This is a genomic window from Micromonospora sp. R311 (assembly GCF_056780015.1).
The window spans coordinates 13,576-27,498 of the sequence record NZ_JBSWCE010000059.1 but is presented as its reverse complement, the minus strand read 5'-3'; the positions used below and the strand labels follow the sequence as shown (position 1 = coordinate 27,498).

8 protein-coding genes and 2 pseudogenes are annotated in these 13,923 nt (G+C 68.7%); 6 read left to right on the top strand and 4 right to left on the bottom strand.

Going from position 1 to position 13,923, the window contains the following annotated elements:
• The first annotated feature begins 287 nt into the window (after positions 1-287).
• A complete protein-coding gene (locus tag AC1WTP_RS32210) occupies positions 288-1,253 on the top strand; it encodes an ATP-dependent DNA ligase (RefSeq protein ID WP_481652999.1) in 966 nt (321 codons plus the stop codon).
• A 230-nt stretch (positions 1,254-1,483) separates the two neighbouring features.
• Here the strand turns inward: AC1WTP_RS32210 and AC1WTP_RS32205 are convergent, their stop codons facing one another.
• Positions 1,484-3,130, bottom strand: coding sequence for a copper resistance CopC/CopD family protein (locus AC1WTP_RS32205; protein ID WP_481652998.1), 1,647 nt, complete (start codon positions 3,128-3,130; stop codon positions 1,484-1,486).
• A gap of 197 nt (positions 3,131-3,327) precedes the next feature.
• On the opposite strand from AC1WTP_RS32205, the gene AC1WTP_RS32200 reads away from it, so the two are divergent.
• Complete coding sequence (locus AC1WTP_RS32200) at positions 3,328-3,924, top strand: DUF305 domain-containing protein (protein ID WP_481652997.1); 597 nt, start codon at positions 3,328-3,330, stop codon at positions 3,922-3,924.
• A gap of 627 nt (positions 3,925-4,551) precedes the next feature.
• Here the strand turns inward: AC1WTP_RS32200 and AC1WTP_RS32195 are convergent.
• Entirely contained in the window at positions 4,552-5,556 is a 1,005-nt protein-coding gene (locus AC1WTP_RS32195; protein WP_481652996.1) for a glycoside hydrolase family 3 N-terminal domain-containing protein, read from the bottom strand.
• A 583-nt stretch (positions 5,557-6,139) separates the two neighbouring features.
• Positions 6,140-7,168 (bottom strand): annotated as a pseudogene (locus AC1WTP_RS32190) (D-alanyl-D-alanine carboxypeptidase family protein); the annotation flags it as partial.
• Positions 7,169-7,740: 572 nt separating this feature from the next.
• Here AC1WTP_RS32190 and AC1WTP_RS32185 point away from each other — a divergent pair.
• The 4 genes and pseudogenes from AC1WTP_RS32185 to AC1WTP_RS32170 all read left to right on the top strand — a co-directional run bounded on the left by AC1WTP_RS32185 (position 7,741) and on the right by AC1WTP_RS32170 (position 12,797).
• Positions 7,741-9,006 carry a L,D-transpeptidase gene (locus tag AC1WTP_RS32185; protein ID WP_481653000.1) on the top strand — a complete coding sequence of 422 codons (1,266 nt, stop codon included), beginning with the start codon at positions 7,741-7,743 and terminating at the stop codon, positions 9,004-9,006.
• A gap of 598 nt (positions 9,007-9,604) precedes the next feature.
• On the top strand, positions 9,605-9,949 hold the full coding sequence (locus AC1WTP_RS32180) for an NADH-quinone oxidoreductase subunit A (protein WP_481652995.1): 345 nt from the start codon (positions 9,605-9,607) through the stop codon (positions 9,947-9,949).
• A pseudogene (locus AC1WTP_RS32175) lies at positions 9,940-10,262 on the top strand (hypothetical protein); the annotation flags it as partial. The gene AC1WTP_RS32180 and the pseudogene AC1WTP_RS32175, both read left to right, overlap by 10 nt.
• 327 nt (positions 10,263-10,589) lie before the next feature.
• On the top strand, positions 10,590-12,797 hold the full coding sequence (locus AC1WTP_RS32170; RefSeq protein WP_481652994.1) for a heavy metal translocating P-type ATPase: 2,208 nt from the start codon (positions 10,590-10,592) through the stop codon (positions 12,795-12,797).
• Between the two features lie 88 nt (positions 12,798-12,885).
• Here AC1WTP_RS32170 and AC1WTP_RS32165 read toward each other — a convergent pair whose 3' ends face one another.
• Positions 12,886-13,758, bottom strand: a complete 873-nt coding sequence (locus AC1WTP_RS32165; protein WP_481652993.1) for a F510_1955 family glycosylhydrolase — start codon at positions 13,756-13,758, stop codon at positions 12,886-12,888.
• Positions 13,759-13,923: the final 165 nt, after the last annotated feature.

Below are 13,923 nucleotides of genomic sequence, written 5' to 3'. Positions count from 1 at the left end.
CTCGACAACGAACCGGAAAACCGAACAGCGCACAGAGCCTCACGCAGGCGATCTACACCACGCCACGGGACGTGACCAATCTGCTCGAATTGCCCTGATTCACAAGCCGATGTGGTAGTGCCATCCCGTCCATTCGTTCCATCTGATTTCTCAGCGCCGCACTTGGCGTTGGTTGCACGATCAGCCGAGGGGGGAAAGATGACCAGCTTTCACGCCACGGCGTGAGCCCGGGCCGCCAGCACGTCGGTTCGGCCTCAGCCGCGTTGCTACGACCACCTGTCGAGCCGATGCTCGCCGCCTCGGTTGACGCGCTCCCCGAGCGGCCTGGCCTCGCATACGAGCCGAAGTGGGATGGCTGGCGGTGCCTGGCGTTCCGTCGGCCAGTCGGCGTCTACCTCCAATCCCGGGCCGGCAAGGATCTGACCGTCTACTTCCCGGATATCACCCGCGCCGTCCAGGCGTTACCGCCCGGCGTGGTCCTCGACGGGGAACTGGTCGTGTGGGAGCGAGGGCGCAGCAACTTCGCGCTGTTGCAACGACGGGTCACCGCTGGGCGAGGTTTGCTGCGCATCACCCGCGAGCATCCCGCTCACTACGTGGTATTCGACCTGCTCGCCGACGTCGATGGGCAGGTGCTCCTCGAGAGGCCGTTGGCCGAGCGGCGAGCGCGCCTCGCCGACTTGCTCACCGGCGCGCCGCCGCAGCTCACTCTCAGCCCCCAGGCGACCGACGTCGACGAGGCCGCCGAATGGTTGTCCACGTGGGCCGTCGCCGGTATCGAAGGTGTGATGGTGAAACGCCTCGACAGCCACTACGAGCCGGGACGGCGCGGTTGGGCGAAGCTGCGCACCAAGTGCACCGTCGAGACGATCATTGGCGGGGTGACGGGCAGCATCACCGACCCGGACACGCTGCTGGTCGGCCGGTTCGACCGGCGAGGATGGCTACGCCACACCGGCCGCACGCACCCCCTCTCCGCCGTGCAGCGTCGGATATTGGCCGGGCTGCTCGCACCGTTCGGGCACGGCCGCAGTCCCGGCGCCGTGCATCCATGGCCGCAGCCGTTACCTGCGTCGTGGTCTGGGCATCTCGACCGGCCGGAGCCGCTGCGCTACGTGCAGGTGGAACCGGCAGTGGTCGCCGAGATCCAAGTCGACACGGCTTATGAGCATCACCGCTGGCGGCATCGGGTGTGGTTTGTCCGCCCGCGCATGGACATGTCGGTCTACGACGTACCGCTGCTCCTGGAATGAGCGCTGCCTGACCGTCCGGCTCGCTGACGGCAACTAGCTGACGCTCCGCGATCGCACGCAGCGCACATGTATCGGTCCCTGCGAGTCGGGACTGGCCGCCGGAGTGCGGGCGGTCTGAGTAGCTGCCCGCCATCATGCCTCCTGGAGCCGCGGCGGCTGCCATGTCCCCTTCGATGCTTGGGACGGAAGCGGGGAGCTACTGGCGGAGTCCCGAGGCTCCGGTCCTGGGGTCAGGTCTCGGCGTTGACGAGGATCGCTGTGACGAGTAGCACGCAGAGCATCAACATCGCTTCGACCAGGACGGTACGTCGTAGTCGGTGGGTGGGGTCCATGGCGTGCCGATCCAGTTTGGGCAGGATGTGCCTGTTGTTATAGAGGCCGACGAGCGCGACAACCGCCACCAAGGCGATCTTGACGAGTAGCACACGTCCCCAGTTGGTGGTTACGAGGTTCGTGGGCTGATCGAGGATCAGCAGGGTCAAGGCGGTGCCGGCGATACCGGTGAGGGCGAACGCGGCGGTGGCCGGTATGGAGAAACGGACTGCCATCTCGGCGGCGCCCGTCGGTACGCCCAGACGGGCCCGGCCCAGGAGCAGGACCGTCAGCAGTAGGACACCGCCAACCCAGACTGCGGCGGCGATGGTGTGGGCGAGGTCGGCGAGGACCATGACGGTTCGGGATTCGGCGGTGACGGTGTGCCCGTCGAGTAGGAAGGAGCTCAGCAGCAGCGCCACGGTGGTGGCCAGCAGTACGGGCCGGACTGCTCGGGCTCGTACCCGCTGGGCGGTGACGACGGTGGGGTCCGCCGTGGCAGACGTCGCCAACGGATGGGACTCGGTGGGTATGGCGGCAACGGTCGGCACGGAATGGCGTCCCGCGGCGTGCCGCCCCCTGATCAGTGCCGCTTCGAGCGCGCCGGCGGTGAGAAGGCCGACGGCACCGGTGAACCGCAGGGCCAAACCGGCACCTACCGGGGTCTGGCTGAGGGCGACCAGGGCGTGAGCGCTGATCGCGGAGGCGAAAGTGCCGTCCTCGCTGAAGATGGCGGCGAGCGCAAGCAGTTCAAGTCCTGCTCCGGCCGCCACCGCCAGCCCGGATGCGCGGACCCATACCTGCACCACCCGGATGTCACTGCGCGTACCCACCAGGGTGGTCAGCGCGAAGACAAGTCCTCCGACTCCGAGCAGGATCGCTCCGTAGGAGACCCAGCGCCCTACAGCCCCGACGAGCCTTACCGCCCCCTGCTCCGCGTTGCGGCCGTGGTCGATGGTGTGCCCGGGGGTGGGGGCGGCGGGTCTAGCGGAGGGCATGCCGTGCCCGGCATGGCCGTCATGCCCGCGTGGACCTGCCGTGGCATGCGGATCAGCGGTCGCTCTTGGAGCAGTGGTGGACGAGCGCACCGTGAATGTGACGGTGCCGGTCAGGGGATGTGCGTCCGGAGCCGCGACATTCCACTGTAGTTCGAACGTGCCCGTAGTCAGGGGTTTGGCGGAATGGACCAGCCAGGTACGGCCGCGGTCAGGGGTGTGACTGGTCACCGGGACCGCTCTGCCGTCGCCATCGAAAAGCGTGAATCCGGTTCCGATCGGCGTGCCGGCGGCGCTGAATTTGAGCCGGATCTGTTGGACCGGAGCGTTGACCCGCGCACCGTCGGCGGGCACGGCTTCGGTCAGCTTGAAGTGCGCCGCCGCAGGGGAGGCGAACCCGAGTGCCGCGACGAGGGCGGGGAACAGGACCAGCCAGAAACGCAGTGCCGAGACTGTGGCTCGACGTACTGACAAGCGATCCCGCTGAAGCCCCGAGGATGTCTCAGGCAAGGTCTGGCCGCCTGGGTTGCCGATTGAAAGGCACTGTAGATCCTTTCGTCGAGCATCCATGGGCCCGATGCCGTCGGTGGGGCCGTACCCCTGCCACCGGTCGCCATGGTAGGGCACTACTATCCCCGGCTAGTAGGGGTGCCGCGGACGGTCAAGACCCGAGCAGCCGGCGGCCCGGAAGCCCCTACCACGACCAGGATCGACGCGAAATCCCTATGTGACAGGAAAGGCCGCGAACCTTCATGAACCGCTGCTTGATGCGCCGAACCGTCCTCAGTGGCGCCACCCTGTTCGCGCTCTTCACCGTCACCGGCTGTGCCGACGGTGAGTCGACCGGACCCGCGGACAAGGCCAGCCCGGCCGCCACCGCATCGTCGTCTGCCGCGAGCCCCCAACTCAACGACGCCGACGTGATGTTCGCCCAAATGATGATCCCCCATCACGAGCAGGCCGTGGAGATGGCCGACCTGGCCGCAACCCGTGTCAAGAACCCCGATCTGAAGGAACTCGCGGCCCGGATCAAGGCGGCGCAGGCACCCGAGATCACGACGATGGCAGGTTGGTTGACCGCCTCGGGCAAGCCGACGGAGGCCCCCGGCGGACACCAGATGCACGGCACGGACGGGATGGCCGGCATGGTTTCCGATAAGGACATGGCCGCGCTGGAGGCGGCCAGTGGCAACGACTTCGACCGGATGTTCGCCCGGCTGATGATCGCCCACCACAACGGCGCCATCCAGATGGCCCGTACCGTGCAGTCCGACGGCAGCAACCCCGAAGTCAAGAACCTGGCTGCCACCATCGAGCAGACTCAGGTCGCGGAGGTCCAGACGCTGCAGAAGTTCCTCGGCTAGCGGTAGCCGCGCCAACAACGGCACCGGCCGGGGAGGCCGCGAACATGGGCTGAGCAGGCCAGGCCCCGCCGGTGCCATTGTTGGCGCCGTGGTGCGGGAAGTGACGTGTGACGGACCATCTCGGCCGACAGGCATCGGCCCAGCTCTGGGTGGCGGACGCGCTGGACGACGGCAGCGAGCCCTATGACGGCGCCTCGCCTTCTGATGGGCTGACACACCATTAGCAGGGCAGCACCAACGTCTCGCACGGCTGCACCAACATCCGCCGCCACTGTGGGCTGGCAACCCGGTCGCCGATCTGATCCCCGTCAGAGGCACGAGGCCCAACTGACCAAGGGCAATGGCCGGGCAGCCTGGAACGTCACCTGGGACCAGTTCAGCAAGGGCGGCGCCCTCCCGGTGCCGGCCGGGCTCCGGCCGACCCACTGACACCCCCGTATCCGGTTGCGGCGGCCGGTGGCTCATCGGTGCCGGCCCCGTCCATCCGTGGCGGCTGATCCCGGCGTATGCAGACACGGACCGGCCCGCCAAGCGCTGGGCCGGTCGGGTCGGTGTACGGCGCAACGCCTCCCGTCCACCGACGCTACGACGCTCGCTCCGGCGTCGCCTTGTCCCCCGTTACGGTGGTCAGCGTTTCGGACGGAGGGTGTCAACCCGGGCGACGGATTGGTCGATGCGCGCCTCGGTGAGCCGTCCGGAACGGACGAGACCCACCACGGTGTCCAGCGTCTTGTTGACGATGTCCGGGTCGTACACCTGCTGGTTGGCGAAGACGAGAAGGTCGAGGCCGGCCTGCAATGCCAGCGCGACGGCGTCCGCCGAGCCGTAGCGGCGGGTGATCGCCACCGCCTGCATGTCGTCACTGACGACCGGCCCTTGCCAGCCGAGCCTGCCCCGGAGCAGATCTGTCACGACCGCGGGAGACAACGACGCCGGGTAGGTAGGGTCAAGCTGCCTGTTGAGCACATGGGCCGCCATGATCGAGTCCGCGAGACCAGCCTGGATCAGTCGTTGGAACGGTTCGAGTTCGACTCGCTGCCAGGTGGAGCTGACATCCACCACCTCGAAGTCCGTGTTGCCGGCCGCGCTACCGGATCCGGGGAAGTGCTTGAGCGAGGTCTTGACACCCGCGGCCCGGTGGGCCCGGATCTCCTCGCTGGCGTTACTGACCACCACGCCGGGGTCCGCCGAGAAGCTCCGCTCGAGTTTGCCGATGGCCCGGCTCTCAGGGTTGATGTTGACGTCGACGACCGGAGCGTAGTTGAGGTTGACACCGATCTTGGTGAGGCTGGCCACCAGCCCTCGGGCCCAGTCCCGCGTCGCGGGCGGGGAGTTCTCCGCGCCGATCTCGGCCTCTGACCTGGTTGCCGGGAAACCGTTGCTCGGGTTGAGTCGGGAGGTGCGACCGCCTTCCTGGTCGATCGACACGATGAGCCGGCCCGGCGAGGCGTCCTTCAAAGTCTTCACCAGCGCGGTGACCTGGTCCGGTGAGCGGATGTTGCGCGCCGACTTCGTCTCGAGGTCCTGATCGAACAGGATCACCCCGCCGAGACCGTCCCTGACCGCCTTGACGATCCAATCGTTGCCGTTGAGCCGCTCGCCGCGGAATCCGACGACGAGCAAGCTGGCCACCTTCCGGCGGAGCCTGGCCTCATCTCCCGCCGATCCCGACGTGGAACTTGTGGATGGTGTCGTCGGACGGGCACTTGGCACCCTCGCCCTGCTGGACTCGCAGCCGGTCAGTGCCGCCACCGCGGCCGAACCTGCTCGGGCGAGGAGCAGCCGGCGGGGCAGGCGGCGGGGCAGGCGCTCGCTGTTCACGTCCGCACGTTAAGCCTGGCCCGCGTCTGTACGGCGCGACATCGGGCCCACCTCATCCGTTCGGTGGGGCGTGTAACCCTGGACCCGGCAACGGCGAGCGCGCCTCAGGCGAGCCCGTGACCGGGAAACCGATGCTTGTGCAACGGCGCAACAGTCACGGGACTGGGCGCCGCCGCAGGCGTTGATCATGAACGAGGGAACCGTGCTGCCGACGCGGCCAGAACATCAGGCCTAGGTCGGGTCGGGACCAGTCGGGGCCCAACACCCCTGGCCCTTGCTGGTGCGGCGTGCACCGACACACGGCCAGGGAGCGCGCGACGGTCTGGGACCACCGGTCCGATGGCACTCGATGCCGCGGCCGGGTCGGCAACGACAACGCGGACGCCTGCTCCTAAGGTGTGACCAACCGGCCGACAGAAGCATCGGCGGGGATCTCGAATCCCCACTCGAGCAGGGCTATCGCCTCCCCCAGACTCCCCCGCGGCTCCGTCTCCGCCCCAAGCAGGGTCACCGCGAGCCGTCGGCCGTCGCGTTCGGCCACGCCGACGTAGGTCTGCCGCGCCAGTCGGGTGAAGCCGGTCTTCCCGCCCAGCATCCCCGGGTAGCGGTCGAGCAGAGTGTTGTCGTTGATGATCTCGAACGCCCGCTTTCCCCGTTGCGCCGGTACCGTCGCCTCCCTGGTTTGCATGTACCGCCGGAAGTCCTCTCTGGCGAAGGTGGCACGCGCGATGAGCGCCAGGTCGTACGCGCTGGTGTACTGGCCGGGACCGTCCAGACCCGAAGGCGTCGCGGCGTGGGTCTGGTTCGCACGCAGGCGCCGGGCTTCGTCGTTCATCGCGTCGACTCCGCCCTCCCTACCGGCGCCGGCGCCGGCGCCGCCGACGCGAGCCAGCACGTTGGCCGCGTCGTTTCCCGAGGTGAGGAGAAGCCCCAGCCACAAGCTCTCAATGGAGTACCGGCCGCCCTCGACCACCCCCATCAACGAGCTGGCCGGGTCGAGGTCATCCAGATCCTCGCTCTTCACCTCGACGACCTGGGCCGGATCGAGGCGGGGCATCAGGGCGGCGGCCAGCAGTAGCTTCTGTACGCTGGCCGGCGTTCGTCGCTCGTGCGGGCCACATCCGCCAAGGACCTCACCACTGCCGAGGTCCGCCACGAGCCACGAGGTGGCGGTCACGGCCGGTGGCTTCGGCACATCTGGGGGGATCGCCAATCCTGCTGTGGCCAGCGCGTCCCCTCCGACTTTGCGGTGGGCGGCGTCAACCGGTGGCGGAGATGGTGTCGCGGGTGGCGGCTTCGGCGGCTTGGCGGCCGGGCATGGCACGGCCGCCGCGACTGCCGCCCGCGTTGGTGGCACGACCGCCACGACGGGCACAACCAGAGCTGCACTTAAGGTCATCGCCGCAATACGAGAGGTAGCCACGTTATTGGACGGTAATCCTCGGCGGGGTCGATGGGATCGGATTGGTGAAAGCAACTCGCGATGACGGCAAGATTTTGCTCTAGCCCCGGCCGGCCAAGAACCTTTGGCCACTGCGGCCGTCACGCATCCTCAATCGCCAAGCCCGACAGCGGATCACACATTTGCAGGTTATTCGGTCTGACCCCTCCGTTTCGCCGTTACTCGGCTACCTGACCGTCGGTCTGGAATCCTGTTTCAGTCCGGCTGCCGGATTGGCTCTGGGCGTACTGCCTTGGACGTCTGCAGCGGGTTCGAATGCGATTGGCCACCGAGGGCGTCCTCGGGGGCAGTTGACCTCGCACGTCGCGTTTGGAATCTCGCACGAGGCAGGGGAGGGGTCAGCGGGGGAGGGGTAGGACATGTTACCCCTTCTGCTACAACCGCCACATACAAAAGTAATCGGTTCGTTCCTGCCCAGCGTGAAGCGGCTGACCCTGCCCATGCGTGCGTCCCTGAATCTTTGAAAACCGGCCTACTATGGCCGGATCGTAGAGAGAATGTGGCGAGGGGAAGTCATCACGGGGGGACGCATGATGAAATTCAGGCAGCGATTGGCGCTGTTTGCGGTAACCATCGCATCCGCACCATTGGTCCTCGGGGGTTGCACCGCCGAGCGCAAAATGGGCGACCGACCTGCCAATGGGCCGACGGCGCCGCCAGAACTGACAATTACGCCATCGGATCGCGCGCGCGATGTGCCGGTCAGCGCCGAGGTGAGCACCGCAGTGAAGGGTGGCCGCGTCACGGCTGTGCGGATTATCGACGACAAGGGGGTGCAGATCAAGGCAGAGCCGCGGGAGGACGGGTCGGCCTGGGTGCCGAGCGCGCCCTTGCGCCCCCAGCAGACCTACACCGCCGAGGTGACGGCAACCGGCGACCACGGAAAGAGCACCACTCGAAGGACGACGTTCACCACGATGCCGAAATCGTCCAAACCGGCCGTTACCAGCACCCTCTACTTCGCCGACAAGCGCACATACGGCACGGCGATGCCGGTAACGGTCGCGTTTGACCCGCCTATCCCGAAAGAGGCCAGAGCGGATGTGCAGCGGCGGTTGTTCGTCAAGACGGACCCGCCGCAGCCGGGGGTCTGGTCCTGGTTGGACGATGGCAGCCAGGTCTATTACCGGGCGCCCGACTTCTGGCGACCGGGTACCACGATCAGCGTCCGAGCCGGACTGGAGGGCCTGCCGATCGGTAGGGAGCGGATCGGTGACGCGGACCGCAGCGCCACCTCCAAGATTGGCCGGCAGGTGTCACTGGAAGTCGACAACGCCACCAAGCAGATGTCGGTCATGCGGGACGGGAAGTTGATCCGCAAGATCCCAGTCAGCCTCGGCAAGCCGAGCACGCCGACCTCCAGCGGCAAGATGGTGATCATGGAGAAGCACGAGTTCACGACGTTCGACACCCGGGGTTCGGCCGACCCTTACGTGGTCGACGTCGAGGACGCCCAGCGGCTCACCTGGGGTGGCGAGTTCATCCACGGGGCGCCGTGGTCCGAGGGGGACCAAGGCAAGACCAACGTCTCGCACGGCTGCACAAACATCTCGGCCGCCGCCGCAGACTGGCTGATGGGCGTCACACAGGTCGGGGACCTGGTCACGTTCAAGGGCACCGAGGTGCAGTTGCAGCCGGGCAACGGCTGGACGGCCTGGAACGTCAGCTGGGACGAGTTCCTCAAGGGCAGCGCCCTGCCCGTGCCGACCGGACTCGGGCCGGCTCCGGTTCAGGCGCCGCATCCGGGCGCGGTGGCCGGCGGGTCGCCAGCACCCGTCCCGTCCGTCGCCGGCGGCTGACCAGAGCGATACGCGACGAGGACCGGCCCGTCACCCGGCGGGCCGGTCCCGTGTCGTGCCAACTGCGGCCAGTCCTCGGCCATGTTGGAGCGGCGCGTCTTGTCGGCAAGGTCGGTCACCGCCACAAGGACCGGTCTCCCAGCCGGTCGCAGTGGTCGGGGCGGCGGTCCGGCTGGAAACCCTCTATATCTCCTGCCGTCCGGCCTTCAGATGAGGCCCCCTTCCATGGCGCCCGTGGTGCTCGCCTCGCCTCACCGGTCTTCGCCTTGCAGGGTGTCGTCCAGATTATCCCCTACTATCCGGTGATAGTAGAGAGGCGGCGGATGAATGGTGGCAGCGGTTGGTCGTGCAGCCGGCCGTGGTCGTCCGCAGTATTGGAGGGCACGCATCAACCCGAACGCCTGCCCGGACATGCGTCAGCGGTCTGTCCATGCGCAGCCCCCGCTAGCCCCAGAACCGCTCGCTTCCGCACCTCTACGCGCTGACGTGTTGGACGAGCCGCACAAAGGTCGTAACCCGGACACGCGACGCGGGTGCCAACCGCGCGGGTAGAAAGACCGTATTGACCTGTAAAACGGGAGGGATCAGCGGAGGCGGCATGTTTTCAGGAGCAGCGGGCACGGCGCTGGTCGCGTCCCTGATCGTTGCGGGACTGTACCTGGCCCACCGGTTCGCGGCGGTCGCCACTGACCCGTTGACGGTCCTGCCGTTCCAGTCCGGCTGGCAACCTCAAGAGCACGCTCTGTCGAGGTACCACGTCCGCTGGTACCTCGCGACCCTGCTGTTCCTCGCCTTCGACGTCGAAATGCTGTTCATGTACCCGTGGGCGGTGGTCGTCGCTGAACTCGGGGTCACGGCGGTCGTCGAGATGTTCCTGTTCCTCGGCGCCGTCTTCGTGGCGGTGTTGTGGGCCTGGCGGGAGGGAGCCCTCAGATGGGCATGACCGATGCCATCGCCCGGTCCGCGGTCCGCCACGCGCACGTGCTGGTGGTGGAGGTGCCCGGGTACTGGCTGACCCGCGTCGCCGTCGAACGACATGTCCTGGCGCGCTGCTGGCGGCTAGCCGCGTCACCCGCGGACGCGGACGTCCTGGCGGTCTGCGGTACCCCCCCGGTCCGGAACTGACGCAGCTGGTGATGCGGCTGTGGGATCAAATGCCCGGACCACGAAGCCGTGTCCAGGTGGGCAGCCCGGACGCGGTGGTGCCCGTCCTCGCAACGGCCGAGGATGAGCTGCTCGACTGGGCGCGGCAGCGGGGCCGACAGCCTCGACCGGCCCGACGGACGCCCAGGCGCGTCGGAGCGGGACGAGGAGTCGAGCCTCAAGCGCGTCTCAGCGGGCTCAGCGCGGTTCCGGGCATCCCCTGGAGGCTCTCCGAAACTGTCCTGGGCCATGAGCTGCGAACACGGGAGAGGTGGTCGCCCTCCGGGCCGCATGTGTCGATACCGCTCAGGGGTACGGGTACCGACGGTAACGCCCGTTGGGGCTCCGAATCCGCGTCGCACCAGGTCTGGCCGGCCCCGCAAAGACGAGTTGCCGGATACCCCTAGGGGGTATATGGTGCCGGTTGGAGGTGGACGGCAATGAGACACGAACACACGACCCACACCGATCCGACGGTCATCACCGGCCAGGCGCGACACCACGGGCACCAGGTGCAGGTGGGCGAGCACACCACCGGTGGACCGCATGACGGGCACCTGGGCGGTGTCCGGCCGGCGGCTAGCCACCACGGCGGCCACCACGACCACGCGCGGCACGGATCCGCCGGTGGGCACGGGGCTCACGACAAGCACGCGGGGCACGACCCGGAGCAGTTCCGGCGCAAGTTCTGGCTGAGCCTCGCGCTGACGATTCCGATCGTGGCGACCAGCCACATGGTTATGGGCTGGTTCGGCTACACCCTCGACTTTCCTGGCATGAGCTGGGTTGGCCCGGTTCTCGGATCGGTGGTCTTCCTCTACGGCGGCTGGCCGTTCCTGGTCGGCGGCGTCCGCGAGGTCCGCGACCGGACACCGGGGATGATGCTGCTGATCTCGATGGCGATCACGGTGGCCTACGTCGCCTCGATGGCCACCAACCTCGGCGTGTTCGATCTGGACTTCTGGTGGGAACTGGCAGCGCTGGTCACGATCATGCTCCTGGGTCACTGGCAGGAGATGAAGGCCATCGGTCAGGCGCAGGGCGCCCTCGCCGCGCTGGCGGCGTTGCTCCCCGACGACGCCGAACGGGTCGACGACGACGGCGCCGTGCACCGGGTATCGGTGTCCGACCTGCGGGTCGGAGACGTGGTGCTGGTCCGCTCCGGTGGCCGGGTACCCGCCGACGGCCGGATCGTCGACGGCTCCGCCGAGCTGGACGAGTCGATGATCACGGGGGAGTCCCGGCCGGTGCCCCGCAGCGTCGGGGACCGGGTCGTGGCCGGCACCGTGGCCACCGACTCCGCGCTACGGGTCCGGGTCGACGCGGTCGGGGAGGACACGGCGCTGGCCGGCATCGGCCGGCTCGTGGCACAGGCGCAGGCCTCCAGCGGCCGGGCGCAGGTCCTGGCTGACCGGTTCGCCGCGATGCTCTTCTACGTCGCCACCGCCGCCGCCCTGGTCACCTTCGCCGCCTGGTGGGCGCTGGGCGACCTCGACCAGTCCGTGGTCCGGACGGTGACGGTCCTGGTCATCGCCTGCCCCCACGCCCTCGGGCTGGCCATCCCGCTGGTGATCGCGCTGTCCACCGCGGTGTCGGCGAAGGCCGGCATCCTGGTCAAGGACCGCCTCGCCCTGGAGCGGATGCGCACGGTGGATGCGGTGCTGTTCGACAAGACCGGCACCCTGACCAAGGGCGCGCACACCGTCACCGCCACGGCCGCCGCCAGCGGCGGCAACGAGGACGACGTGCTGCGCATCGCCGGCGCCGTGGAGGCCGACAGCGAACACCCGCTCGCCAAGGCTCTGGTCAAGGTCGCGCAGGACCGGGGGCTGCGGGCGGTCGCCGGGAACTTCCGGTCCCTGACCGGCCGAGGGGTCCAGGCGGTCGTCGACGGCACCACCTGGGCGGTGGGAGGCCCCGCCCTGCTGCGGGAACTCGGCGCGGAGGTGCCCGGGGAACTGGCCAACGTCACGCGGGGATGGTCGACCCGTGGCGCGGCGGTGCTGCACCTGATCCGTCTGCCGGAGACCGGCCAACCGGCCGCGGTCGGCGCGTTCGCTCTGGAGGACGAGGTCCGTCCGGAGGCCCGCGAGGCCATCTCCGAGCTGCGCGAACAGGGCGTCAAGAAGATCGTCATGATCACCGGAGATGCCCGCCCGGTCGCCGAGGCGGTCGCCGCCGACCTCGGGTTCCGGCAAGGGGTGGATGAGGTCTTCGCCGAGGTGCTGCCCGCCGACAAGGACAGGGCGGTCGCCGACCTGCAGGCACGGGGGCTGACCGTGGCGATGGTCGGCGACGGAGTCAACGACGCACCCGCCCTGGCCCGCGCCGACGTCGGCCTGGCCATCGGGGCTGGCACCGACGTGGCGATCGAGTCCGCGGGGGTCATCCTGGCCTCGTCGGACCCGCGTGGCGTCACCGGCGTGATCCGGCTGTCCCAGGCGTCCTATCGGAAGATGATCCAGAATCTGGCCTGGGCCGCCGGATACAACGTGGTGGCGATCCCACTCGCCGCCGGCGCGCTGGCCTGGGCCGGAGTCACGCTCAGTCCGGCGGTCGGTGCGGTGCTGATGTCGGCCTCCACCATCGTGGTGGCGCTGAACGCCCAGCTGCTGCGCCGGGTCAAGCTCACCCCCGGCCAGCACTGACGCAGGCAAGGACGGCGGCCCGGTCGGGATGATCCGGCCGGGCCGCCGCACGCGTCTTGAGGGGGTGTAGCCGGCTGAGGCCCCCTGGTCAGGGCATCATCGGCTGCCACGTCGTGCCAGCGTCGGCGCTGCGCAGCACCTGGCCGTCCCGGGTGGCCAGGTAGATGAGGTTCTCGTGCACAGTGAGAGCGGCCGGGTCGCCGGGAGCGCGGCCGGCGGTGGACGACCAGGTCGCGGCCGCGTCGAGGGAGCGCACCAGCGTGCCGTCCGCCGTGACCGCCACCAGCTCCCGCGGGGACCAATGCAGTAGCACCGCTGGCGGGCCGCCGGCCGGAGTCCAGGTGCGTCCGCCGTCGATGGAGCGGCGAAGGCCCTGCTCGGTGGTGGCCAGCAGGGTGTCCGGGCGGTTGGGATCGACCGCCAGGTCGTAGGCCTCGATCGTGGAGCGGGTCTGCCAGGTGACCCGGTCACTGCTGGCCATCAGGGCGCCGGTGGTCGAATCGAGGCCGTACACCACGCCGCCGGAAAAGCGCAGCAGGTGGAAGTCGGCCTGCCCGGCCAGGGACAGGCTCTGCCAGGAGCGGCCGGCATCGGTGCTGCGAATCAGTCCCAGGTGCGTCGGCCCGTCCTCGCCCGGGGCCGGGTGACCGGAGGCCAGGAACTCGTTGGGGCCGGTCACCGTGAACCCCATGGTGTCCTGCCGGCCATCGCCCACCCGGGTCGCCTCGGTGCCGGAGAGCCGGAACACCCCGTGGTGGGTGGCCACATACAGCTGCCCGTCCGCGGGGTTCACGCCAAGGCCATGCACGTGGCTGAGCCGACCGCTGTCCACCGTCGTCGAGGCGGTCGACGTGGCGGTGTCCTCACGCCAGCTGAGCGCGGTGGCCGCGGCCGCTACGAGCAGGAGGACGCCGAGAGTGACGCCAAGCCACGCCAACCGATTCTGCCCCTTGAGGACCACACCCAGCTCCCTTGCCTCGACTCCGCGATCTGCGACGGCTACGCGGACCGTCCGCAACTGCGCCCCGATGGTAGGCCATCTACTATTGCCCGCTAGTAGTAGCGTCGTGGGGAGTCACGGTGCAGGCATGACCGCGACGGGTTGGGTGAGCGCCGTCCGTTGGCG

Coding starts and splice junctions, on each gene's coding strand:
- AC1WTP_RS32200 (WP_481652997.1), top strand. CDS start 3,328: ATGCGCCGAACCGTCCTCAGTGGCGCCACCCTGTTCGCGCTCTTCACC.
- AC1WTP_RS32180 (WP_481652995.1), top strand. CDS start 9,605: ATGTTTTCAGGAGCAGCGGGCACGGCGCTGGTCGCGTCCCTGATCGTT.
- AC1WTP_RS32205 (WP_481652998.1), bottom strand. CDS start 3,130: ATGGATGCTCGACGAAAGGATCTACAGTGCCTTTCAATCGGCAACCCA.
- AC1WTP_RS32210 (WP_481652999.1), top strand. CDS start 288: ATGCTCGCCGCCTCGGTTGACGCGCTCCCCGAGCGGCCTGGCCTCGCA.
- AC1WTP_RS32170 (WP_481652994.1), top strand. CDS start 10,590: ATGAGACACGAACACACGACCCACACCGATCCGACGGTCATCACCGGC.
- AC1WTP_RS32185 (WP_481653000.1), top strand. CDS start 7,741: ATGAAATTCAGGCAGCGATTGGCGCTGTTTGCGGTAACCATCGCATCC.